The 24,543-nt window shown below is 42.5% G+C and carries 24 protein-coding genes; 15 read left to right on the forward strand and 9 right to left on the reverse strand.

Features of this window, described 5'->3' with window-relative positions:
* The first annotated feature begins 36 nt into the window (after positions 1-36).
* From CE058_RS20410 to CE058_RS20445, 8 genes are all read left to right on the forward strand, one after another.
* Positions 37-1,578 (forward strand): AraC family transcriptional regulator, encoded by a 1,542-nt coding sequence (locus CE058_RS20410; RefSeq protein ID WP_227889037.1) that lies wholly within the window; start codon positions 37-39, stop codon positions 1,576-1,578.
* Between the two features lie 166 nt (positions 1,579-1,744).
* Entirely contained in the window at positions 1,745-2,692 is a 948-nt protein-coding gene (locus CE058_RS20415; protein ID WP_061793031.1) for an ABC transporter substrate-binding protein, read from the forward strand.
* 148 nt (positions 2,693-2,840) lie between these two features.
* Entirely contained in the window at positions 2,841-4,667 is a 1,827-nt protein-coding gene (locus tag CE058_RS20420) for an IucA/IucC family protein (RefSeq protein ID WP_163144877.1), read from the forward strand.
* Positions 4,639-6,354 (forward strand): IucA/IucC family protein, encoded by a 1,716-nt coding sequence (locus CE058_RS20425; RefSeq protein ID WP_163144878.1) that lies wholly within the window; start codon positions 4,639-4,641, stop codon positions 6,352-6,354. The genes CE058_RS20420 and CE058_RS20425 overlap by 29 nt, the downstream gene beginning before the upstream one ends.
* Positions 6,355-6,373: 19 nt before the next feature.
* Positions 6,374-7,609, forward strand: coding sequence for an AMP-binding protein (locus CE058_RS20430; RefSeq protein WP_163144879.1), 1,236 nt, complete (start codon positions 6,374-6,376; stop codon positions 7,607-7,609).
* Positions 7,606-7,881: a petrobactin biosynthesis protein AsbD gene (asbD, locus tag CE058_RS20435; protein WP_163144880.1), complete on the forward strand. Its 276-nt coding sequence runs from the start codon at positions 7,606-7,608 to the stop codon at positions 7,879-7,881. Before CE058_RS20430 ends, asbD begins: the two co-directional genes overlap by 4 nt.
* Positions 7,878-8,861, forward strand: a complete 984-nt coding sequence (locus tag CE058_RS20440) for a DUF6005 family protein (protein ID WP_163144881.1) — start codon at positions 7,878-7,880, stop codon at positions 8,859-8,861. Before asbD ends, CE058_RS20440 begins: the two co-directional genes overlap by 4 nt.
* A complete protein-coding gene (locus CE058_RS20445) occupies positions 8,858-9,685 on the forward strand; it encodes a sugar phosphate isomerase/epimerase family protein (protein WP_163144882.1) in 828 nt (275 codons plus the stop codon). The genes CE058_RS20440 and CE058_RS20445 overlap by 4 nt, the downstream gene beginning before the upstream one ends.
* A 111-nt stretch (positions 9,686-9,796) precedes the next feature.
* Here CE058_RS20445 and CE058_RS20450 read toward each other — a convergent pair whose 3' ends face one another.
* Together CE058_RS20450 and CE058_RS20455 are read right to left on the reverse strand one after the other, a co-directional pair.
* On the reverse strand, positions 9,797-10,021 hold the full coding sequence (locus CE058_RS20450) for a hypothetical protein (RefSeq protein ID WP_163144883.1): 225 nt from the start codon (positions 10,019-10,021) through the stop codon (positions 9,797-9,799).
* Between the two features lie 165 nt (positions 10,022-10,186).
* Positions 10,187-11,920, reverse strand: coding sequence for an ABC transporter ATP-binding protein (locus CE058_RS20455; RefSeq protein WP_163144884.1), 1,734 nt, complete (start codon positions 11,918-11,920; stop codon positions 10,187-10,189).
* Positions 11,921-12,045: 125 nt separating this feature from the next.
* Here CE058_RS20455 and CE058_RS20460 point away from each other — a divergent pair, with 125 nt between their 5' ends.
* A complete protein-coding gene (locus CE058_RS20460; protein ID WP_163144885.1) occupies positions 12,046-12,663 on the forward strand; it encodes a DUF3298 and DUF4163 domain-containing protein in 618 nt (205 codons plus the stop codon).
* 345 nt (positions 12,664-13,008) lie between these two features.
* Here CE058_RS20460 and ahpF read toward each other — a convergent pair whose 3' ends face one another.
* Together ahpF and ahpC are read right to left on the reverse strand one after the other, a co-directional pair.
* A complete protein-coding gene (ahpF, locus tag CE058_RS20465) occupies positions 13,009-14,538 on the reverse strand; it encodes an alkyl hydroperoxide reductase subunit F (RefSeq protein ID WP_163144886.1) in 1,530 nt (509 codons plus the stop codon).
* A gap of 14 nt (positions 14,539-14,552) precedes the next feature.
* Positions 14,553-15,116, reverse strand: a complete 564-nt coding sequence (gene ahpC, locus CE058_RS20470) for an alkyl hydroperoxide reductase subunit C (protein ID WP_009335870.1) — start codon at positions 15,114-15,116, stop codon at positions 14,553-14,555.
* Positions 15,117-15,752: 636 nt separating this feature from the next.
* Between ahpC and CE058_RS20475 the strand changes: the two genes are divergently transcribed.
* From CE058_RS20475 to CE058_RS20490, 4 genes are all read left to right on the forward strand, one after another.
* Positions 15,753-16,082 (forward strand): PadR family transcriptional regulator, encoded by a 330-nt coding sequence (locus CE058_RS20475; RefSeq protein ID WP_163144887.1) that lies wholly within the window; start codon positions 15,753-15,755, stop codon positions 16,080-16,082.
* Positions 16,083-16,085: 3 nt separating this feature from the next.
* Positions 16,086-16,868 carry a hypothetical protein gene (locus CE058_RS20480; RefSeq protein ID WP_163144888.1) on the forward strand — a complete coding sequence of 261 codons (783 nt, stop codon included), beginning with the start codon at positions 16,086-16,088 and terminating at the stop codon, positions 16,866-16,868.
* Positions 16,861-17,202 (forward strand): zinc ribbon domain-containing protein YjdM, encoded by a 342-nt coding sequence (locus CE058_RS20485; RefSeq protein WP_163144889.1) that lies wholly within the window; start codon positions 16,861-16,863, stop codon positions 17,200-17,202. The genes CE058_RS20480 and CE058_RS20485 overlap by 8 nt, the downstream gene beginning before the upstream one ends.
* Before the next feature lie 142 nt (positions 17,203-17,344).
* Entirely contained in the window at positions 17,345-18,973 is a 1,629-nt protein-coding gene (locus tag CE058_RS20490; protein ID WP_163144890.1) for an ATP-binding protein, read from the forward strand.
* Positions 18,974-19,005: 32 nt separating this feature from the next.
* Here the strand turns inward: CE058_RS20490 and CE058_RS20495 are convergent, their stop codons facing one another.
* The 4 genes from CE058_RS20495 to CE058_RS20510 form a co-directional block, all read right to left on the reverse strand.
* Positions 19,006-19,518, reverse strand: coding sequence for a hypothetical protein (locus CE058_RS20495; protein ID WP_163144891.1), 513 nt, complete (start codon positions 19,516-19,518; stop codon positions 19,006-19,008).
* Between the two features lie 5 nt (positions 19,519-19,523).
* Positions 19,524-19,988, reverse strand: coding sequence for a hypothetical protein (locus tag CE058_RS20500; protein ID WP_163144892.1), 465 nt, complete (start codon positions 19,986-19,988; stop codon positions 19,524-19,526).
* Positions 19,989-20,142: 154 nt separating this feature from the next.
* Positions 20,143-20,976 carry an aldo/keto reductase gene (locus tag CE058_RS20505; protein ID WP_163144893.1) on the reverse strand — a complete coding sequence of 278 codons (834 nt, stop codon included), beginning with the start codon at positions 20,974-20,976 and terminating at the stop codon, positions 20,143-20,145.
* 16 nt (positions 20,977-20,992) lie between these two features.
* Positions 20,993-22,192: an MFS transporter gene (locus CE058_RS20510; protein WP_163144894.1), complete on the reverse strand. Its 1,200-nt coding sequence runs from the start codon at positions 22,190-22,192 to the stop codon at positions 20,993-20,995.
* Positions 22,193-22,473: 281 nt separating this feature from the next.
* Between CE058_RS20510 and CE058_RS20515 the strand changes: the two genes are divergently transcribed.
* Positions 22,474-22,800 carry a winged helix-turn-helix transcriptional regulator gene (locus CE058_RS20515; RefSeq protein ID WP_163144895.1) on the forward strand — a complete coding sequence of 109 codons (327 nt, stop codon included), beginning with the start codon at positions 22,474-22,476 and terminating at the stop codon, positions 22,798-22,800.
* 55 nt (positions 22,801-22,855) lie between these two features.
* Here the strand turns inward: CE058_RS20515 and CE058_RS20520 are convergent, their stop codons facing one another.
* Positions 22,856-23,182 carry a hypothetical protein gene (locus tag CE058_RS20520; RefSeq protein WP_163144896.1) on the reverse strand — a complete coding sequence of 109 codons (327 nt, stop codon included), beginning with the start codon at positions 23,180-23,182 and terminating at the stop codon, positions 22,856-22,858.
* A 128-nt stretch (positions 23,183-23,310) separates the two neighbouring features.
* On the opposite strand from CE058_RS20520, the gene CE058_RS20525 reads away from it, so the two are divergent.
* On the forward strand, positions 23,311-24,249 hold the full coding sequence (locus CE058_RS20525; RefSeq protein ID WP_163144897.1) for an alpha/beta hydrolase: 939 nt from the start codon (positions 23,311-23,313) through the stop codon (positions 24,247-24,249).
* Positions 24,250-24,543 lie beyond the last annotated feature (294 nt).

Raw genomic sequence — 24,543 nt, forward strand, 5'->3', positions numbered from 1 at the left:
ATTCATATTTCAGGAAAAAGAAGGGAGTGTCTAAATATGCTGCTGAAGAGCCATATGTTTGAAATTGAAGCATCCAACCTGCGTGAGGGTTTATCTCAGGGAATAAATGTAAAGCGCAGTCATTTTTTAATCCTTTACATATCATCGGGAAAGGGCACTTTGGTAAGCGGGAACCAGAGATTGAAGGCTGAGGAGGGCAAAAGCTATTTCCTTACGGATTCAGCAATCCTTACATCGTCTTCTTCATCTCTGCTTTCTGCTTATTTGCTTTCCTGGCCAAAAGAAGGCGATATGCTGAAAGACTTGTTAACCCGTCCGCTGGCTGACCAGGTCCCTGCAAAAATGGCCCCCCTCTGGGAAGAGATGAAGAAAAGCCGGCAGGAAAAATCAATTTCGGCCAAATGCAGATTTCTGTCCCTTCTCTGGGAGATGCTATCCATCCTGACAGACGCGGCAGACATAGACAGAATGGAAGAAGCGGAGGAACTGATCCGAAACAGCCTGTCCCGTCCATTCACCGTTACGGAATTAGCTGCTAAAGCAAATATGACCCCTGTTACATTTTCAAGGGCTTTCCGCAAAAGGACCGGTATGACCCCGAAAGAATTTTTAAATGCAGAACGAATGAAGACTGCCAAAAGATTGCTGCTCCAAAATAGAGGAATTACAGCTAAAGAAGTAGCCGTGCAAATAGGGCTGCAGGATGAATTTTATTTCAGCCGCCTTTTTAAAAGCAGAGAAGGGATGCCGCCAACTGTTTTCATGAAAAGGGCCAGTGAACGAATCGCTGTCGTAAGTCAGCTTTTTTTGCAGGACCACCTTATTTCACTCGGAATCCAGCCGGTTGCAGCTCCGTCCTACCCAACCGTCTATTCTGCGAGCAGCGGGGTTCCGAGCTATCTTCAAAAAGAGCTGGAAGGAACTAAATTGTTAAACGCAGAAAAACCATTTCAGCCGGATGATATTTTGCTGACCCATCCTGACCGCATTATTAAAACACCCTTACATCAATTTCAGCTTCAAAGCGTGCTGCTTTTAAAACAGAAGCAAGTCCATCATTTGCCTTTGAAGCAGGACTGGCGTCATTATCTCTATGAAATAGCATCGCTGGTCGGCTGTGAAAGCCGTGCCGAATGCATAGAAAAGGACATTCACGGTATGGAATGCAAAGTGCGGGATGAGCTTTGTCCATTAACCAAAAATGGCCGGTGGGCTGTCATTTGGATCCGTCCGGAAGAAATACGCCTTTACGGGAAGGGAAATCATGCCCTTCTCGAACTTCTTTTTCAAGGTCTTGGATTCCAGCCGCATCCAGATCTGCATGCGGAGGGTTATCGAAATGTAAGCCTGAAAGAGATTGCTGAATTGAACCCTGACAAGCTTCTCATTTTATGGAGTCATGAAAAGGATGTTTGGAGGACTGCCCATACTACAGATTGGAATAAAATCCGGGCTGTCCGGACTGGAGAGGTTTATTACCCTGAAAGCCATGAGTGGGATCCGTGGGGCCCGATTGGGAGGAAGAGGATGCTGGAAGAGTTTCCTTCAAGCATTCTTAAAGCCAAACTAAAAGCTTAAGGAATTAGAAGAAAATAATTTACGTGCAGCTGCAGACTTGCGGCTGTTTTTTTTATAACGTAAATTCATTTTGTTCATGGAGGAAGTTAAAATTGTCCATGTTCAGCAATGATGATAATGATTATCATTGAGAATGAAATTCATTATTGTTTTGGAGGAATGATCCATGAAAAAGTTTTTTGCTCCTTTGAGCGTTGTTTTTATGTTATTTTTACTTATTTTAACTGGCTGTGGAAAAGAAGAGGAAGCTTCTACAGAAGCGTCTGAAAAGAAGAAAGAAGAGAAAACAGAGGAAACAAGAACCGTTGAGCATTTGTACGGAAAAGCAGAAGTCCCTGCCGAACCGAAGAAAATCGTTCTGCTGTCTCATGTATCATGGGAAGGTTCACTTGTATCTGTTGGTGTAAAGCCTTATGCCGTGATGGCGTATGATAATGAGTTTCCTCCGCATTTAACAGAGGAGCTTGAAGGTGTGAAGGCCCTGCCTTATGCTGATGAAATTAACTCGGAAGAAATTTTGAAGCTGGATCCGGACCTGTTAATTATCAGTGACCGCTATAAGCCTTTATATGATCAGCTGTCTGAAACTATTCCAACTGTCGTTGTTGAAGTTGGCGGTGATTGGAAGGAAGACCATCTGAAGGTTGCCGAAGCTGCAGGAAAGCTTGATGAAGGAAAGAAAGTGATTGAGGATCTTGAGAAGGAAGCAGAAGATATCGGCAGCCGCGTAAGTGAAAAAATGGGCGATGAAACATTTATGGCAGTAGCAATTAACAAAAAAGATATTCGTGTATATGGACGTACAAACCATGCAACAAATTCGTTATTATTTGATGATTTGAAACTAACACCGGCAGAAAACCTTCCTGAGGATTTCGGTGAGAATATTTCGATTGAAGGATTAGCAAAGTATAATCCTGATCATATCCTCGATGTTTCTTATTTTAATAGTGGAGAGTTCTATGATTCTGTCACACAGGGCGAGGTTTGGAAAAGCCTGAAAGCTGTTCAGAACGGAAACGTACATACTCTTAAGACCACGTGGGGATATTGGGATCCGATTGAGCGCCAAAAAGGATTGAAAGAGATTGAATCCTTGCTCCTAAGTGAATAAAACATCTTAATAAGAGACTGGGACTTACGCATGTCCCTGTCTCTTCCATTACATTGATTTCTTTCATGGGAAGGAATCAAATTTTTTAACCATTATTGAGAATGGTTATCAATTACTAGGTCTAAAGACTCGGTGAAAGGATGGAATTATGCATCATTCAGCCAAACAAATTGCAGAAAATGCAACGTTTCAAGCTTTTATAAATAGTTACTTAAGAGAAGTAAATGGCGGACATTGGATGGATAGGGAGGAATGGGTGCAGGAGCAGCGGCCATCTATGACTCTATCAGGCAAATCAGTAGTGGAGATAGAACTTCCAGGTCAGTCTGCAGCATTTGCAGTGGAAGTGATTTACCAATCACTAACTGGAAGGCACTTGATCGGCGGTGCCTTTAAATACTGCAGCCAAAGACGGGAATGGATACAGCAGGACCGGCTTCCGATGATGATTGCTCTTATCCACGAACTGCATTTAATGGCTAAATCAAATGGCTGCCATGAGCTTGCATCCCATTTTGATGAGCTGGTGCTCAGGCTGATTGAGAGCTATCAGACAATGGCTTTGTATATTGAAGAAAGAATGAATGACGAAAATAGCCTGTATTCCGAAGAGATCACTTTCATTGAGGCCGAGCAGTCACTTTTGTTTGGACACTGGCTTCACCCTACACCGAAGAGCAGGCAGGGAATGGCTGGATGGCAGCATCCGCAGTATGCACCGGAGTTAAAGGGCCGTTTTCAGCTTCACTATTTCCTAGTAGACCGGGAGTTAGTCAGGGAAGCTTCAGCTAACCGGAATGGCGCAAGCGATATTATACTCCATTCATTAAAGAAATCGATTCCGCATTTTACTGTCCCGCATAACAACTGCCTCATTCCGATGCACCCTCTTCAGGCTCAATGGCTGCTTCAGCAGAATCATGTCAGAGGGGCGGTTGAAAAAAATCTAATAAAAGATCTTGGCCCAATGGGAGCCTATTATTCAGCTACCTCTTCCATCAGAACGGTTTACAGCCCGGAAAATGAATGGATGTTCAAATTTTCTGTTCCGGTAAAAATTACGAATTCATTAAGGACGAACCGCCTGCATGAACTAAAGGCAGGTACCGCTATGACGGAACTAATGGATAAGCTCCGCTTTACGGAAAAATATCCGTCATTTCGGATGGTTGATGATCCGGCTTATATAACAGCTGAATTGCCGGGGCATAAAGAGTCAGGGTTCGAGGTCATTATTCGGTCCAACCCTTTTCCAGAAGGAGCGGATAAGGGTATTAGTTCCATCGCTGCATTGGTTCAGGATCCACTGCCGGATGAACGCTCAAGACTGCAGCGGACAATTGAAAGGCTGGCACAAACAGAGAGAAGAGATCCGCAGGAAATCAGCATGGACTGGTTCGAAAAATACTGGAGATGCTCAATTGAGTCTCTGATCCGATTATATGATGAACATGGGCTTGCACTTGAGGCCCATCAGCAAAACAGCGTCCTGAATTTATCATCGGGATACCCGGAAGCTTACTACTACCGTGATAATCAAGGATATTATCTATCAAACGATTATAGGGAAAATTTATCCGGCCTTTTGCCGCAATTGACAGAATGCCCGGAACTATTTTATGAGGATGACCTCATTCAGGAACGCTTCACCTATTACCTGTTCATGAATCAGCTCTTTTCAGTGATTTGCCGATTTGGGCAGGACGGTCTCGTCAGTGAAGATCATTTGATCGAATGGTGCCGGAAACAGCTTTGCATACTTGAAAAAGAGCTGTCTGGACAGGGGAAAGCATTCCTCGGCCATATCCTGCACTCAGAGAAGCTTGCCTATAAAGCCAACCTGCTAACCCGTTTCCATGATGTGGATGAACTGCTGGCGAAGAACGAACAAGCCGTTTACACCTATATCCCAAATCCTTTTGCCATTGTGAAGAAGGAGGAGAACTATGCAGAAGCTGCATCCGCTGCCATCTAAGAAAGTTGAAAGAAGAGTCATCCGACAGTTACTGGAGGCCGTTCTTTTTGAAGGGCTGATGGATTATGAAAGAACAGCAAATCAGCCGGAAGAACCTTTAATGAGCTTCACCGTTTTCGGAAATCAGCGGACTTACTGCTGTGAGGGAAGGGTTGCTGCGTTTGACCGTGTGCGGCTAAAGGAGGACAGCATCTGTTCCGTGCAAAGCGATGGATCCTGTACGTCAACAAGCATAGAGGAGCTGGCAGAGGACCTTGTACCCGACCCGGAAAAAAGAAACAAGCTTATTCACGAGCTGCAGCAAACCATTCAGCTGAGTGAATGGAATGAAAAAAATCTCATGCCGTCTTTTTCAAGGAGAACATTCAGTTATGAGGAGCTGGAGTCTGAAGTTTGGGAAGGGCATCCCTATCATCCTTGTTTTAAGGCAAGGACTGGTTTCTCTCTTGAAGACCATGCTGCATTCGGTCCGGAAGCAGGCCAATCTTTTGCACTGCGATGGGCTGCAGTGAGTCGCGAGGATAGCCGAATGGCTCTCCCCGAGGGTGAGAAGGAATTCTGGGAAAAGGAGCTGGGTCCTCTCATGCTCGGACAGCTTCTGACCGAGCTGCATGAGCTGGGAAAAACTTTTGAAGAATACACCTTTCTGCCAATACATCCATGGCAGGTAAAGCATATTAAAGATGAATTGGAGCAAGGGGATGTCGTTCTGCTAAAAAGCAGCGGGGATTCTTATCGTGCAACCCAGTCGGTCCGGACGCTTTGGAACGTAACGAATCCAAAGAAGGCTCACATAAAACTATCCATGAATATGGTGAATACCTCATCGCTAAGAACCTTAGACACTCACGCCATCTGTGCTGCTCCCCATATTTCCAAATGGATAGCTGACACGGTGGAAGCTGATCCATTTTTAAAGGAAGAAGCTTCCTTGATTGTTTTGAAGGAGTATGCAGGGATTGCCCATCAGCCTATTGAGGAAAAAACAGAAGCAAAACTGGGAGCTATTTGGCGGGAAAGCGTTCGTCTCCACATGGAAGAGGATGAGGAGGCTGTACCTTTTACAGCACTTCCATTAATGGAGAGGGACGGTTCCCTATTTATAAATGACTGGCTTGTGCACTATGGAATAGAAAATTGGTTAAGAAGACTGATAGAAGTAAGTGTGGTGCCGGTCTGGCACTTGCTCGCCGCTCATGGAATAGCTGTGGAGGCACATGCCCAGAACATGATCCTCCTTCATAAAAACGGCTGGCCAACCCGTGTTGTTTTGAGGGATTTCCATGACAGCACAGAGTATCATCATGATTTTTTGGCAGAACCCAGCCGGATTCCTGACTTTGGAGAGATTCATAAGCAGTTTAAAAAAGGCGGGGAAGATGAGTTTTATTGGATGACTTCCATTGAAGCACTAAGAGAGCTTGTCATGGATACATTGTTTGTTTTTCATTTAACAGAACTGTCTTTTGCGCTTGAAGAGCAGTACGGCTACAGTGAGAGAAAATTTTGGAGGCTGGCTGGCGAGACGCTTGCCGGGCACATGAGCTGCTATCCAGAACTGATTTTCCGAAATTACCTTCTGCAGCATACAGCCCCTATGGTTTATGCCGAATCGCTGCTGAAAAGTAAGGTCCAAAAAGAAGAGGCTGGCGGTTTCCGCCATCTTGTCACGAACTCTTTAGCATAGAACCCAAAGGAGAATTGAGATGTTTTTTGTAAATGATCAGTACTATACGCTGGATGATCTTGAAAGACAATATACGGTATTTGAAAATATACCTCATTTAAAAGATTGCCGGAATAAGAGATTGGCTGTTTGTATGCCGGATGCTTTTCAATGGCTTGCACTCTGTTTATTTGTACGCAGTAAAGGAGGATCCATTGTCCCCCTCCATCCTTCTGTCCCGAAAGAAGGTGCCATCAGGATGGCAAATAAGGCGGGAAGCCATTTCCTGCTTTATGAAAATATCCACCTGCCGATCCACTTGTCACAGCAGATAAATGAGAAGGAAGGCGTTTTGGTGCAAATGAGTTCGGGTACGACTGGTGATCCTAAGTGCATTGAACGCACATGGGAATCGATTGAGAACGAGCTTGAAAGCTATGTCTCGGTTTTGCCGGCTGATAATCAGACTGCTTCAGTCGTTGCCTGCCCGACGACCCATTCTTATGGTTTAATCTGCGGTGTACTTGCATGCATAAAGCGTGGGGCAGAACCGGTCATTCTGACAAATATGAACCCTAAATATGTGCTGAAAAAGCTGAAAGAACATTCTAAGCATATTCTTTATGGGGCTCCTGCACTGCTGCATACTTTAACGCGCCTAATTAGGGATGGGCAGCGGTTTGATGCTGTCATGACATCAGGCACACTCATGCCTGCCGGCTGGATGGAAGCATTAAAGAAGGCTTCAAATCGAGTGCTTCAGCAATATGGCTGTTCTGAAGCAGGATGTGTGGCCATTCATCCGGATGTGAGCGACCCGCGTGAAATGGGCTATCCGCTTCCGCACGTTAACGTGGAGGCCGGAAGCGTCCAGCATCCTGGTGAAATCCTCATTCATGATTCGGAAAAAACAATCTATACAAAAGATCTTGGCTATATAGAAAATGGTGTTCTGTCATTTCTGGCCAGAATGGATGACACCATTAATGTGGCAGGCTTGAATGTTTATCCGCAGGAAGTAGAAGATGTTTTGATGGAAGAACCGAGAATCATAGAGGCTGTTGTCTATAAAAAAGTTCATCCGCTTTCAGGGGAAAGAGTTTGTGCGCAGTATGTCTGTTCTGAATTCATTGAGGAAGAGGAACTGAGAGAATGGTGCAGGGATTATCTTGCTCCATATCAGGTTCCGCTGGAATTTAAGAAAGTGGAGGAAATCGAAAAGCTTCCAAACGGTAAGGTCAGCCGGAAAAGACTGGGGGAAGGAGTGCTGACATGACAAGACAAGAAATCTTACAGGTAATCCATGACATTTTACAAGATCAATTAGAGCTTCCTTCCATGAAGGCTTTCCATGAAGATGCACGCTTAAATGAAGATTTATACATGGATTCCATTATGATTCTGCAGCTGATCCTTCATTTGGAAGTAGACATGGGATTTGATATTCCAGATGAAATGCTTGTGCCAAAAGATTTCCGGACAGTAGGAAGCCTGGCTGATTTTCTGGAGCGAAAGCAGGAGCCGGCTGCAGCGGAGGGATCCGTATGATTAAAGTGCATTGTTTTGTAAGCTGTGTGTGCGAAGCGGTCAAAAAGACAGAAGGCGCTGACCATCGCCCTTATTATTTCGGAGTATGGGATGCAGATTTTGATGTGCTGGAAAATGGAGTGTTAACGTATCATTCCAAACGGATCGACCATAATTTTTTTCACCAGTGGTATGAAATGCTTTATGGCATCAAGCTGCATAAATGGTACGACGAAAAGCAAAGCAAGCAGGAAAATATGAAGGTAATGCTGAGTTTGCTGGAAAATAAGAAGCCCCATGAATATGTCATGGTGATGCTCGATTTGTCAAAGCTTCCTGAGCGGGAAAATAAATTTCATCAAAGCCCTTTTCCCCATTACGTGATGCTGGAAAAGACGGAGAACGAAGAGGAATGGTTTATGTATGATCCGGACTTCCGCTGGGAAGGAGTGCTAGCTAAAGACCGGATCCTGGCTGCCATTGAGGATTCTTCAGCTGAAGGCGGCTATTTCTTTGATGCATCTGACATTATTATGCCAACTGCCGAAACGGTTGAAGCGTATTTTAACACATGCATCAAGCATGACTGCAATCCAATGACAGATGCTGTTGCAAAGATTATCGAGCTTCATGCTGCTGGAGAAGAAAAGTTTCCTCTGTCAGGGCTGACACTGGCTTTAAGGGAGTTGCCTGTTCTCGCCATACGGAAGTATGCCTATGAACATGCTTTTGCGTTTTTCTGGGAATCGCTTGGCTATGATGAAGAAGGATTTGAAGCCTGGTGTGATGAAATCGAAAAACTTGTGAAAGGGTATACAGCCATCCAATACCGGGCCATGAAGCTCGCTATGACTGGAAACAGGCGGTTAGTGGACGAAATTACTGCAAAGCTGGAAGAACAGAATATCCTGGAATTTAAAATAAAAAGGGGGCTGCAGGAGGGTTTTGAGGCTTGGTCTGAACTGCAGCAATCTCAAAACATGAAGGAGGTCATCCTATGAAACTTTCTCTTTGCACCATCTCATTCCGGCATCATCTCCAATCGATTGACCAAATTGCCCACTGGGCCCAGAATAATGGGTTCCAGGGGATTGAACTATGGGGTGTCCATGCAAAAAATCTGGCGGAAGATATCCATTATGGAAGTGAGTGGCTGAGCTCATATGATCTGGAGACAAGTATGCTGAGCGACTATTTGCCCCTGGATGCACCCCTTCCTGCACTAATGGCTGAAATGAACGCCCTATGTTCACTTGCGCATCGCTGGGGAACGGACAAAATACGGACATTTGCAGGGAACAAAGGCAGTGCGGATATCAGCAGATTAGAGCGGATTGAGCTTGTTTCGCGCATGAAGATGCTCTGTAAAATGGCTGAAGCCGAGGGAATGCAGCTGTTGGTCGAGACCCATCCGAATACTCTTACCGATAACCCATCTTCTGCACTTCAGCTTCTCGAGGAAACGGATCATGCGGCACTAAGGGTTAATTTTGATGTTCTGCACATATGGGAATCAGGAGTGGACCCTCTATTTGCTCTTAAGCAGCTGCAGCCCTATGTTTCGCATTTTCATTTCAAAAATATTGAATCACGAAGCAAGCTTGGCGTCTTTGCCCCTAATAATGTGTATGCAGCAGCCGGCAGCAGGGAAGGCATGGTTTCACTGTTTGAAGGAGCGGTGGACTATCGTCTGTTTCTAAGAGAAGCTTCTGAAATGATGGAAATGGACGCTTCATTGGAATGGTTCGGTCCAAATGTGAAAAGCATACTGGCAAAAGACAGCAGGGAGATTATGAAGCTTCTTCAGGTTGAAGAAGCAAGGTAAATGGACAGAAAAAAATCAATCAAACGTTTGATTGAAAGGGGATGGGCGCAGTACTGGTACGGGATAGAGAGTACTGGCTGCGTTTTTTTGATATGGGAGACATGTGAGGAATCAATGACTGCCGATTGCCTGTTCAATCGCAACCGCGGCAGAATCAATGGAAGGATACGTCCTTTTCTGTGAAGTTCCCGTATAAGTAACCTCAAATGAATGAGACTCTTTTATATAACGAACCACTAGAATCTGTGATTGATCTTTTGTAAACGTTTGGGTGATTTGGGAATCGCTGTAGTACTTTAACGTTTCAAGCATGTTTTTCGTATGACCTAATGGCATAGTCCGCAACCTCCTTCTTGGGTTGGTGTATCCTATGAAGATCCTAATTCCATTATAAGGAATTTAACCTCCTGTTTATATGGATAATTTGTCACATTTTATCACAAGATTTAGACTTTTAAGATCTGCAGCAGAAAGGCCAGTCTGCAATAGACTGGCCAATTCTTATGCAAGCTGCTGCTCGGCAAATTCCCTGTATAGCTCATGTGATTGAGTTAGTTCATAATGTGTGCCAATGCCTGTCACCCTGCCTTTTTCAATAAAGACAATTTGATCCGCATCGACAATTGTTGAAAGGCGGTGGGCGATGACGAAAGTTGTCCGGCCTTCCATTAAGCGGGTAAGCGCCTGCTGTACGATGCCTTCCGATTGGCTGTCGAGGCTTGCGGTAGCTTCGTCCATCATCAATATTTTTGGGTCGCGAAGGAATGCGCGAGCAATGGCAATCCTCTGCCTTTGTCCCCCGGAAAGCTTCACGCCCCGCTCACCCACTTCTGTATCAAGTCCTTTTGGAAAATTGGCAATGAATTGATCGGCATATGCCATTTTTGCCACTTCCCATAATTTTTCATCCGGTATGTTTTCTGGATTCTCCAATCCGTAGCATAAATTCTCACGGATCGTACCTGCCATCATTGCGCTTTCCTGTGAAACATAGCCGATTTGACTGCGCCAGGATTTAAGCGATATCTGCTGGATGGGTGTATGGCCAATTTTAATTCCACCTGCATCTGGCTCGTAAAATCGTTCAAGCAATCCAAACAGGGTGGTTTTTCCGCTTCCGCTTGGACCTGCCAATGCAATCATCTGGCCTGGCTGGGCTTCCAGAGAGATATTTTCCAGGACACTCTCTTCTGCACTATAGGAGAAAGAAACGTTTTGGATTGTAATCGGCTTGCTGCTGATATCCATCTCGATGCCGTCCTGTCCATCCTCCAATGACTCTTCTAAGATTTCTATGATCCGTTCTGTTGCGCCTTTTGCTTTTTGCAGCTGTGTAAAAAACATCGCAAATGAAGTGATCGGCATAATAATCTGGAACAAATACAGCAAAAAGGCTACAAGAGAACCCGTTGACATCGATCCGCTTGCCACACGCATGCCTCCATAGGCGATGATTATGACGATGACCACCATCATAATCAGGTACATCGTCGGGCCGATCATGGCAAAAATGCGGGCTTCCCGCAAACCGTAGCCAAGCAGCTTGTCGATGCCATCCAACCCTTTTTCTTCTTCATTTTGCTCTGCAGTAGAAGACTTCATTAAGCGGATTTCTCCGAGTGTCTGGGTTATATTTCCGGTAAAGATGGCCGTTTCATCTTGAAGGCCCCGGGATATTTTTGCCATCTTTCTGCCAAGCGGAATCATAATGGCCAGTGTAATAGGAACAGATGTGAGCATCAGCAGTGTCATTTTCCAGTCCATCACAAGCAGGATAATAATTGCACCGATAATACTGATAATCCCGGTAATGAACTGTGGAAAGTGGCTGGTAATCAGCTCCCTGACAATGCTGGTATCATTCACTACGCGGCTGACTGTCTGGCCGCTGGATTGCTGATCAAAATAACGGACCGGCAGCCTTATGAGCTTCATCCACATCCGATCCCGGAGCCGCGCCACCACTTTTTGGCCCACATAGCTCAGCAGGTAAATGGAAATCCCGCTGATAATTGCCTGGAGGATAAAGGCTGTCCCGATTCCGATGATGAGCGGAACGCTTAAAGATTCAACTGAGAAACCGTCCACCAGATTTTTGGTCAGCAGCGGAACCACCAGCCCGGTCAGGGTGGTTAAAATGCTCGCTGTTAAACCAATGATGAGCGCAGTCTTTGGAATTTTTGTTGAAAGAATGAGTGAAATGAATGGTTTAAGGGTGGCTTGCTTTTGCTTCATTTGGCGTGCTCCTGTCTCTTATATATCCTAATATTATATAACATTGAAACTTCCATTTCCTGTTATGCACCTTAACGCCTATCCGATGAATAGGATGTGTTAAAAAACAAAAAGGATGGATAGCCGTGGCAATCAACTTTCCAGTAGGCATCAAAACGATAACAATCAGCACCGGGCCCACCAAAGTCGTTTATTATCCCCGTGTATCAGGCATGCAAAATAAGCAGTTGCAGGAATTTATAAACAATACCATTCTCAGGCAAAACCAGCAGCTCATTAACGAACAGACAGGCAATATGGATACAACCGTTGTGGATTTGTATGGATATTATGAGATTAAAAATAATCAGCGGGATGTGCTGAGTTTGTCTTTGAGCAACTATGTGTATCATTACCATGCTGCCCATGGAATGACAGTTATAAAATCACTGACGTTTGATCTTCAGAAGGGGAAGCAGGCGGCACTTAAGGATTTATTCAAGCCGGGAAGCGACTATGTCAAACGGATTTCAGACTTGATTGCTGTACAAATCAAAGAGAGAGACATTCCGCTCCTGGTTGATTTTACTGCAATCAAGCCAGACCAGGATTTTTACATTGCAGACAAAGCGCTTGTTGTCTATTTCCAGCTATATGAAATCACGCCATACGCCTATGGATTCCCAATGTTTCCGATATCCGTTTATGATCTGCAGGATATTATTGATGAAAATGGGCCGCTGGGGAGGATGGCAGTGAATTAAATAAATGGAGGATGCTGCTTTAACAGTGTCCTTTTTATTTTACACCCCTATTGCAATGCGAAGTGATTTAGATAATGTCAAAAAGGCGGCAAATATGTACTTCATACACATGAGGAAGATGGTATATTAAAACGGTTTATTAATGTGTGGTTTAGTGGGCTGAAGGGGTAAGCGATAAGTATTGTATCAATCTTACAGACGAGTTCTTGCATAAAGAATACCTGATTTAATCAAACGTTTGATTGAAATAGATGAAAGTTGTTCTCAAATACAGTGGCCATTGGGAGTAAATATTGATAAAAAAACCGCTCCTGCCAAAAGCAGTAAGCGGTTTTAGGTTGAAAATTAATTTCGAATCAGATAGTCAAACGCACCAAGAGCTGCGGTAGCGCCGGATCCCATAGAAATAATGATCTGCTTATAGGCACTGTCAGTACAGTCTCCTGCAGCAAATACCCCAGGAATATTTGTGGCACCGCGCTTGTCCACCACGATTTCGCCGAAGCGGGTACGCTCGATCTGGTCGCCTAACCAATCTGTGTTAGGAACCAGGCCGATTTGGACGAACACACCTTGCAGTTCAACATGATGTGTTTGTTCTGTTTCACGATCCATGTATGAAATACCGTTAACTTTGTCAGTCCCGGTAATTTCAGTTGTCTGGGCATTTGTGACAACCGTTACGTTTGGAAGGCTGTTCAGACGTTCCTGCAGAACGGCATCTGCTTTCAATTCAGGATTGAATTCGATAACCGTTACATGGTTAACAATTCCTGCAAGGTCAATCGCTGCTTCAACACCGGAGTTGCCTCCGCCGATAACAGCTACATCTTTGCCTTCAAATAATGGTCCATCACAGTGAGGGCAGTAAGCGACCCCTTTGTTTTTGAACTCTGCTTCGCCAGGCACGTTGACGTTTCTCCAACGTGCACCAGTTGAAAGGATGACTGATTTGCTTTTCAAAACAGCACCGTTTTCAAGTTCGATTTCAACAAGGTCCTTCTTTTCAAGTCTCTTGGCACGCTGCAGATTCATGACGTCGATGCCATAATCTTTCACGTGTTCTTCAAGGCTTGCAACAAGCTTAGGTCCTTCTGTGTGCTTCACACTAATGAAGTTTTCGATGCCTAAAGTATCCATGACCTGGCCGCCAAAGCGTTCAGCAACGATGCCCGTGCGAATACCTTTGCGTGCTGCATAGATGGCAGCACTAGATCCAGCAGGGCCGCCGCCAATGACAAGCACATCATAAGGATCCTTATCTGCAAATTCTGATGCGTCAGGGCCTGTTCCCATTTTCGCCAGAATTTCTTCAAGGGACATACGGCCGCTGCCGAATGGTTCGCCATTTAAAAGAACTGTCGGCACTGCCATGATTTCTTTAGCATCTACTTCTTCTTTGTAAGCAGCACCATCAATCATAGTGTGTGAAATATTAGGGTTAAGAACACTCATGACGTTAAGAGCCTGTACTACATCAGGGCAGTTGTGGCAGCTTAAGCTGACATAAGTTTCAAAACGATATTCGCCTTCAATCTTCTTCACCTGGTCGATGACTTTCTGGTCAACCTTAGGTGCTCTTCCGCTAACTTGAAGCAGAGCAAGCACTAAGGAAGTAAATTCATGTCCAAGAGGAATGCCTGCAAAGGTAATGCCAGTATCTTCACCCGGTCGATTTACACTAAAGCTTGGCGTCCTTTGTAATTCAGTACGCTCAACTTTAATGTGAGAGGACATATTGGACAGCTCGTCTACTAAAGCCAGCATGTCGCTGGATACTTTGTCTGATCCAGCGCTGACTTTTAGAAGGATGTCGCCCTCCATCATCTGAAGATATTGAGCTAATTGTGCTTTAATATCTGCATCAAGTAACATGATTATCGTGCTCCTTAGATTTTACCTACTAGATCAAGGCTTGGCTTAAGTGTTTCAGATCCTTCTTTCCACTTAGCCGGGCAAACTTCACCTGGGTTGTTGCGTACATATTGAGCTGCTTTAAGCTTGCTTACAACCTGGCTTGCGTCACGGCCGATTCCGCCAGCGTTGATTTCAACAGTTTGGATGATGCCATCTGGATCGATGATGAATGTTCCGCGTTCTGCAAGTCCATCTTCTTCGTTAAGAACTTCGAAGTTGCGGGAAATTCTTTGGTTCGGGTCACCAATCATAACGTATTCAATCTTGTTGATTGTTTCTGAGTTATCGTGCCATGCTTTATGAGTGAAGTGAGTATCAGTTGATACAGAATAAACTTCTGCTCCCATATCTTTTAAAGTTGCATATTCATTTTGAAGGTCTTCTAATTCAGTAGGGCATACGAATGTGAAATCTGCAGGGTAGAAGCATACTACGCTCCACTTTCCTTTGAAGTTTTCTTCAGTAACATCGATGAAATCACCGTTATGGTAAGCTTTTGCTGCGAATGGTAGTACTTCTGAACCGATTAATGCCATGATTAAATTCCTCCTTAAAATGGTTGAGTGATATGATTATTAATTAAATAGCGAACTATTTAATAATAATTCTAATTCGGTAATAATTATCATATACGACATATTTTTTGTCAAGGGATAAGCTGTGAAAATTTGCTCCTTTTCGGCTGGATGGCGGAAACTTTAAATGCCCGGATAAGAAGCCAATGTAAATTCTGCTTTTTCTTTGGTGGAATCAGTGCGAAATAGAACTTTCAAAGTGGCCTTGAGCCCGTTAATAACAGTATAACTCTTTCTTTTATTAATTACCCTTTTTTTGCCTGTATCAATCTCAACTAATATGAGATTTAAGTTTATAATTGAGAATGTGATTAAGCATAAGCTTTAGATAAAGCCTTTGGATAAGACGGTGCCCAATGATCAGGAACTGGTCCACATTAATTTATTATTCCCTCTTCGGCTAAAAACAATCGATATGGCAGTGAAAATAGTTCAATCAAACGTTTGGTTGGTTAGAGTAAAAAAATACCTATTTTTATAAAAATACCTTGCATTACAATATAGTGAGGGATTATATTGAAAGTATATCTTGTATTGCAAGGTATTTAACTGCAGGTAATTATCTTGTAATACAAGGTAGTGGAAGGAGTAAGGTGAATGTCAGATACCACGCAAATGTTAAAGGGAATTTTGGACGGTTGTCTATTAGCTATCATTAAAGAAGGGGAGATATATGGGTATGAACTGGCGGCGAAATTGGAGTCATATGGATTTCGCTCATTGAGCGAGGGCACCATTTATCCGCTGCTTCTGCGTATGCAAAAGGAAGAGCTGATCAGTGCTACATTGCGAAAGTCAACGGCTGGACCTAAACGAAAATATTACACATTAACTGAAAAAGGCGAACAGGAACTGGACCTGTTTATTGTTCGCTGGGAACAGGTAAGTTCATCTGTTGACAATGTATTGAATAAAAGGGGGATATGAAAAATGGTCTCAAAAGAGTCTGAACAGTTTTTGACAGAGCTTCGTTTTTACCTGATGTCAAAAGGAAAAAACGATGATGAAATAAATGAAATAACAGAAGAGCTTGAAGTGCATTTAATGGAAGCTGAAGCCGATGGGAAAGATGTTTCTCATATTATCGGGGATAGCCCAAAGCAATATATGAAAAGCATCGGAGAATCAATGACTACCGAATATCGTCAGATGGCGGGGCTGGTGCCGCTGATGATTCTTATGCTGGGTGCTTATGTCAGCATAGGCCCTGCAATTGAAGGGAACTTTTCTTTATCCAAAGGTACACTTTGGATCGCTATTATAGCAGGAGTGATTGCAGTCGCAGGTTATGGTGTTCTGATTTTCAGAGTGCTTCCTAAATTTCTTCATTCCAAGTGGAGTGCAGTTCTGCTTTTAGGAGCTGGAGTGGCTATGACAGGCATAATGGTTATGGTTTTACTTTGGAATCAGAAACAGGAGTTTGAACCGGTCTTTACAGCAACGCCCTTTCAGAGTAGTGTAATTGTGGCAGTTTGTGCGGTTATATTTATTGTTTCTGCTATTTATACAAAAACATGGTTTACGATTATAATTCCCCTGCTTATATCTATGGGACCTATTGCCAATCGATTTATTCCAAAGGATGTGAATGAAGATCCAGCATATATTTTATATACTGTAATAGCATTCGTTATTATAGCGGCTATAATGGTATTTGTTTTCATAGCTAAACGGAAAAAAAGTTTGAACAATGGAGGAAAACGAAATGTCTAGCTTGCCTAATTGCCCAAAATGCAGTTCAGAGTATACGTACGAAGACGGGGTGCTCTTAGTATGTCCTGTGTGTGCACATGAGTGGGCAGCTGAATCCGAAATCAACAGTCTTGAGGACGAAAAGGTGATTAAGGATTCTAACGGAAATGTACTAAGTGATGGAGATACGGTATCCGTCATTAAAGATCTTAAAGTGAAAGGCTCCTCTTCAGTTATTAAGATTGGAACCAAGGTCAAGAATATTCGTCTCGTGGACGGCGACCATGATATCGACTGTAAGATCGACGGTTTTGGCGCCATGAAGCTGAAGTCGGAATTTGTGAAGAAAGTATAACGAAAAAGGGCCTATCCTTCCATGGATTGGCCTTTTTTACATATCCTTTTGAGGGTTCTCAAATAGTATTGGCAAGGTCACCATCTCTGGTTTATGATAAAGAAAGAATATTAAGAATTTATCGGTATAGGTGGGAGCCTCCTTGATACTATTAGACTACATTGTCAACCTCTCCATTTTTTCATTACTGGTCAGTGTGCCTTTAATTCTCCGCTCGTTTATCAGTCATAAACCACTTAGGGACCTGCATCTTTTGGGCGGCATATATGCAGGAATTATTTCTGTCATTCTTGTGGGTTTATCTTTTAACGAGCAGGGTTATTCCTATGATATTCGCTATGCCATTCTGATTTTGGTATTTTCCTATTTGGGGCCGGGAGCAGGGGTTATTACCGCAATTATCGCTCTTATCACAAGGCTTGCAGTCAGTGAGAATTGGCTGCCTGCTGTAATAGGGTTAGTGCTTATTTTGATTGCCTTCACTGTCATACATAGATATACCCAGCACCATAAGGCAGTTAGAAAAACGGCCATATTATATGGTGTATATTGTGTTATTTATATTATAACGGTGCCGATCATTTTTAACGTTTTTAGGGACAAGCCTATTTTTCATCTGCAATATATTCTGTTTGTGGGTCTAGGTGTCATTGTTGGGAGTTTGCTGATTGAATCTTATGAAAGGCTGATTCGAATCATCACAGAAAAAAAACGGATGGAAAAAACGCTGGAAGAAAGTGAAGCTAAATACCGGTTAATCGCTGAAAACACTTCAGACCTAATCGCAGTCATGGATAGGGATCGCAGTTTAAGTTATTTATCTCCGTCCCATGAGTTTGTTTTAGGATATGAAGTGCCGGAACTGCAAAAGATGGAAGTGGATATTGTTATTCATCCGGATGAAGCGGAAAATTTTCAGGCAGGCATGCAAAGGATATTCGAGAATAATGAGAGAATGGCAATGGAGTTCCGGCTAAAACACAGAGAAGGCCATTGGATTGAATTTGAGTCACGGTGTATGCCGGTTGAGGGGGATAATGGTGTAATCGAGCATGTTGTCATGATCAGCAGGGATATTTCTGAGCGGAAAAAAGCAGAGGAATTTCTTTTGCAGTCTGAGAAATTATCGATTGTCGGGGAGCTCGCAGCCGGGGTTGCCCATGAAATCAGAAACCCGCTTACCACCATCAAAGGGTTTGTGCAGCTCTATAAGAGCGGCAATAGCCAAATTAATGAATTGCTGCTAAGCGAACTTGAGCGCATTGAAAATATCACCACTGAAATGCTTTCGCTTGGAAAACCGCAGGCGATACAAATGGACAGTGCTGATTTAACGGATATTATAGTGAATACAGTCGAGTTATTATCCCCACAGGCAAATATGAACGGTATTCAGTTTAAGTTGAATTTTGCTGATGGGGATTTTTTGATATCATGTGAAAAAAATCAAATCAAGCAGGTTTTTTTGAATATCTTAAAAAACGCCATGGAAGCTATGGATAACGGAGGGGATATTGAGATTTCCCTCAAAAGTAATAATGACGGGGATTGTATTGTCTCATTTCAGGATCAGGGGTGTGGAATACCTGACGAATTTCTGCCGAGACTGGGTGAACCTTTTTATACATTAAAGGAAAAAGGGACTGGACTGGGACTTATGATTTGCCATAAAATCATTAAGCAGCATCATGGCAGCATCGTATATAAAAGCAAGATTGGTGAAGGTACTTTAATAGAGATTACATTGCCGCTTTTAAAAACAATTAAATAAATTGAAAAAAGCAGGGGTAGTCCCTGCTTTTTTCAATTTATTTTGGAAGACGCTTCAAGCTCCGGATCCATAAGTCTCTTTTTTGCAAAACGAAACACAATAATGAGCAAGACAGCCGCTGCCGGATAAACCGGGATTGAATAGACCAGTTTCCATCCTGTATAGATGAGTGCATGATTTTTAACAGTAAGCCATTCAAAGAATATGGAAAATGCACTCCAGCCCAGTATGTACCAAATAGACTTCTTGCCATAGAGTTCCCAGCGGTCATAGCCAAATAAAAAAATCAGAGCGGAACAGGGATACATGAAAAAATGAAAAAGGGCTCCCGATAGTTCATAAGTAGGGTTGTCACCAAATATATACATCCGAAAAGGCGTGGCCAGCAGAAAGTAATCAATGGTCGCAACCAATGCAAGGTTATAAATCCATATAATCGTAACTATAACAGGAGGAAAGTACCTTCTAATCGGCAGAAATAAAAGTATGGCAATTGCGGAAGATATAATAAAGAACCATTCATTCCAATCAAATGTTACATTCATAAAGTCTAATCCCCTCTATATAGGATTTTGCGGAAAAACTTCATAAAGCCGATTAGCGCCAGTATTGACACCAGCCAAAAAGTAAATGACCACCAAATTCTCCAATGGACATGAATCAGCACTCCTGTAGTATGCCCAAGCCATTCAAGCCCGTTTAAGATTAATATAAAAAAGGTAATTAAGAGGATCCTGCTCTTGTATGTTTTCAGGGTAAGAAAATAGTTCAAAGAAAGGACCATCAATACAGGGAAAAGCAAAATACGATTAAGGAAGTGGGCGAATTCATAGCTCAGTTGTTCCGGAATGACGAGAGTTTTGAAGTTCATATAGCACAGGGCTGAGAAATTTTGAAAAAGATACGAGCTCACCATCCAATAGACAAGGACTTCCAAAATATGCAGATGTTTCTTTAGTTTGATAAAAAGAAACAATACTGACATATTGATCACGAGGTAAATAAGAAAAATCATTGTGCAGGAACCCCCTTTGTCTCTCTGGCTCTTTTTCAAACAACTTAGTTTGTTTCTTTTTATCATGTTCATTAGGGGCTGTTTTATTTAGTAACCTGATCATGTTTTATAATAAGAAAAGACGAGAAGCCCTGCTGCTCCTCGTCTCGATATATTAGAAATCAAAATTGTCGGGATCTGGTCCAACGCGTAAATCTTCATTTAAGGAATCAATCAATTCCATGTCTTGCTGGGATAGTTCAAAATCAAATAAATCTGCATTTTCTTCGATGCGATGAGGTTTTGTTGACTTAGGGATGACGATAATGCCGTTTTGCAGGTGCCACCTCAGGACAATTTGTGCAATGGATTTTCCATATCTTTCAGCAAGTTTCTTTAGTATCTCATTTTCAAATAATCCGCCTTGCATTAGAGGAGCCCACGCTTCAATATGCATGTCATGTTTGGCAGCAAAGGCGCGAAGTTCAGTTTGAGTCAATTTCGGGTGCAATTCAATTTGGTTAATCATAGGTTTGATCTCAGCTGTTTTCAACAGATCTTCTAAATGCCGAATCTGAAAGTTGCTGACACCAATCGCTTTAATTTTTCCTTCTTTATATAAATCTTCCATCGCTCTCCAAGTTTCCGTGTATTTCCCCTCAACAGGCCAATGGATCAAATAAAGGTCAAGATATTCAAGTCCCATTTTTTCCAATGAGGTGTTAAACGCCTTAAGAGCTGCTTCATACCCCTGGTCGGAATTCCACACTTTTGTAGTGATAAAAAGTTCCTCTCTATTACAGTCAGACTGGCGGATGGCTTCTCCGACCCATTCCTCGTTACCGTAGATGGAAGCTGTGTCGATGCTTTTATATCCAATCTCAATTGCTGCTTTAACAGCTGTTATTAGTTCTTCTTCCTTTTCCACTTTAAATACCCCAAGGCCAACCCTGGGCATTTTAACTCCATTTACAAGAGCTGCAGTGGCAGATAAAGATAGTTTATTCATATAAAGCACTCCTTAATTAGTTAGTTTGTATCTCAAGTTTTTTTAGCCATCCCGTCAGAAATACGGCACCAAGCACCATTACTCCGCCAATCCACGGTGTGTGAATTAAGCCGATAGAGTCGACGATCAGTCCTCCAATAAATGAGCCGATAGCAATCCCGATATTAAAAGCTGCGATATTTAATGCGGAAGCCACATTGACAGCTGAAGGAACATATTTTTCAGCCAGGTTTACCACTAGAATTTGAAGACCTGGCACATTCATGAAAGCAAATAATCCCATTAGAAAAATAGCGATAAGCCCAAAAGTCTTAAAAGGTGCTGCGAAAGTGAGAAGGCCCAAAATAATGGCTTGAAGAGTAAACATCCAAAATAACGCTTTTAATGGATCCTTGTCAGATGCTTTGCCTCCAAAAACATTGCCGATAGCCACGGCCACTCCGTAAACCAGAAGAATAATACTGACCCATTTTGCGCTAAACCCTGTTACATCTTCGAGAAGCGGTGTCAGATAGGTAAAAGATACAAATGTTCCTCCGTATCCGAGTGCAGTGATACTAAATGCTAAAAGCAATTTTCCGCTGTTTAAAATTTTCAGCTGTTCACTAAACTTGGAAGCTGGTACTTGTTTAAGATCTGAAGGAATCAGAAGGGCGCTGGCGATTATACCAATTATCCCTAACAGAGCCACTCCCCAGAAGGTAGCTCTCCAGCCAAATATCTGGCCAATAAATGTTCCGAGCGGCACACCTGTCACGGTGGCAACAGTCAAACCAGTGAACATAAAGGCAATCGCACTGGCTCGTTTATTTTCAGGAACTAAATCAGCAGCAATGGTCGATCCAATTGAGAAAAAGATGCCGTGTGAAAAAGCTGTTATAAAACGCGCAGCCAGCAAAAGGGCAAAAGATGAAGACATGGCTGCGACAGAATTTCCAATGATAAATAAAACCATTAATGACATAAGCAAAGACTTTCTGTTCATTTTACTGGTCAAAGCAGTTAGTACAGGTGCACCAATGGCAACTCCCATGGCATAACCGGAAATCAATAAACCGGCCAATGTAATGGAAATTCCCAAATCACCTGATATGGTAGATAAAAGCCCTACAGGCACAAACTCTGTGGTCCCTATGCCGAATGCACTGATTGCGAGTGCAAAAAGGGCTGGAGTACTGCCTTTTTCTTTTTGTCTATTTATTGCAATTGAATTCATCAGCAATGAATCCTCCTTATTAAAGTAATAGCAGTTAAGAAAGTATAGCCAGGCGCCTTGGCCATGCAATCTTATGATAGATAGTATGGAGCATGTCAAACATAGTGAACAGTACGTACTTTAAAGTAATGCAGGCACTAAAAAGTACCCTATGGTCAATTTCACCATGTTGTTTTATGCTTCCTTATGCTATTATGGATGGCATGATTCAAAATGAATAGTACGCACTTTAAAGTAATGTAGGTACTTTTAAGTGCCTATCAAAAAGAGGGGGAAGGAAGTTGGCTTACAATATTCCGGTAGAAGCTACTTTAGATGTGATTGGCGGGAAGTGGAAAGTTGTAATCATGTGTCATTTAATTAAAGGTGAAAAGCGAACCAGTGAGCTTAAACGCCTTATGCCTGGGATTACGCAAAAAATGCTGACTCAGCAGCTTCGCGAACTTGAAGAGGATGGAGTTGTAAACCGCACTGTTTTTGATCAGGTGCCCCCTAAGGTTGTATATTCTTTAACAGATTACGGATGGTCACTTCGCCCGATCCTGGATGCAATGTGCAACTGGGGAGAAGGGCATATTGAGTTAACAGGCGGAGAGCTTGTGGAATAATAAAAAATTTAGGACTCGTATGCTTTAGGCAAACGAGTCCTTTTTAATGGCAAAGCTATTTACTCTTTATTTGTTCGCGGATACTCTCGAGCTCCTCAAGCGATAAAGAGCCAAGTGACTTCTTAATTTCTTCCTCGATTTGTTTCTTATTACTTTCTCTGTATTGGTCCCACCAATCTCGCAGTCCTTCTGTATTTGCAAGCAGATACTCAATATCGATTTCTTCTACTTCATCATCCGAAAGATAATTTAAAACAGAAGCTAACATCCTATTTAGCTTACTGATTTCATCCTCACTTTTTTTGAGGGGGGTATTTGATGGTGCTTCACTATCCTTCTTGTTCTCTTCTCCGCTGTCTGCTGATGCTGCTTTCCTTGGCATGAAATCATACCCTTTCTAATACGAATAAGAATTTCTCTTAGTATTGCCTCAAAAAAATAATAAAAAAACTGAACGATAATTATTTATAAGCGTCTCATAAGTAAAGTCATTTATTGGGGGTACTCATAATGAAAGAACGTGAGGTCGAATTCAATACAGATGTAAAAATAAAGGGGACAGTGAGTTTTCCGAAAGAGTCCGAAGGAAAGCTTCCCCTTGTTATTATAATTCATGGTTCAGGCCCTGTTGACCGGGATGGCAATGCGAAGGTTATGCAGATGAATGCTTATAAGATGCTTGCTGAGTTTTTTGCATCAGCCGGTGTAGCGGTTCTTAGATATGACAAGCGGGGAGCCGGTGTGAGCGGGGGTGACTTTTATCAAACAGGCATGTGGGATTTAGTTAACGACGGAGCAGCAGCTGTAAAGACGGCTCTCGAACTGCCGGAAATTGACCCTAAAAGAATATTTCTGCTGGGTCACAGTGAAGGATGTACATTAATTCCTCCTATTAATAAGAAGGCGGAAGCTGCAGGTATTATCTTTCTTGCCGGTCACGCGGAAAATGTCAGGAATGCATCTGAGCTGCAAGTAAAACTGCTGGAAGAAGAAATTAAAGAAATGAAGGGAGTGAATGGGATAATTCTTCGTGCTTTAAAAGTTCATAAAACTGCCGCTTCCAAACAAAAGAAAATTTTTGATGAAATGATGGAATCAGAAGAGGCAGTAATGAAAAAAGGATTTACAAAGATCAATGCAAAATGGGCAAGAGAGCATTTTCAATATAAGATGGAAGAAGATTTGGCTGCAATTACATGTCCCGTTCTTGCTATTACCGGTAATAAAGATATTCAAGTCGATCCTGAGCATGTACATCTTTTTGCTGAAAAAGTGAATGGCCCAGCTGAGAGCTATAATGTCTCGAATATGAACCATCTTCTTAGAGATCAGGAAGAACAAACTTCTATGCTAAAGCTGAAGTCGATTTATAAAAGAAGTCTTTCAAAGCCGCTGAGCGCTGAAATGCTGGACATAATTGAAGAATGGACGAAGAAGTATATTCTCTAAAGACGTAAAGATGCATGCGCATGGTTTTGAGAAAAATTATGGCGTATGCAATTTTTTTATATAAAGTATTGACTTTGGGGTTTAAATTATTGTAAGATAGTTTTTGTCGCTAAGAGTTATTCGCTCAGCGGCAAAAAAACTTTTGAGTCTGTTTGAATATCGAATAGAAAAAAAGTGAAAAAAGCTGTTGACTTACTTAAATGAAGATGATAAGATGAATATCGTTGTCACTTCGAAAGAAGTTAGCACATTAGTTCTTTGAAAACTAAACAAAACAGAAACGTCAACGTTTAA

It is taken from the genome of Bacillus sp. 22-7, assembly GCF_010628845.1.
Lineage (GTDB): Bacteria > Bacillota > Bacilli > Bacillales > Cytobacillaceae > Cytobacillus > Cytobacillus firmus_B.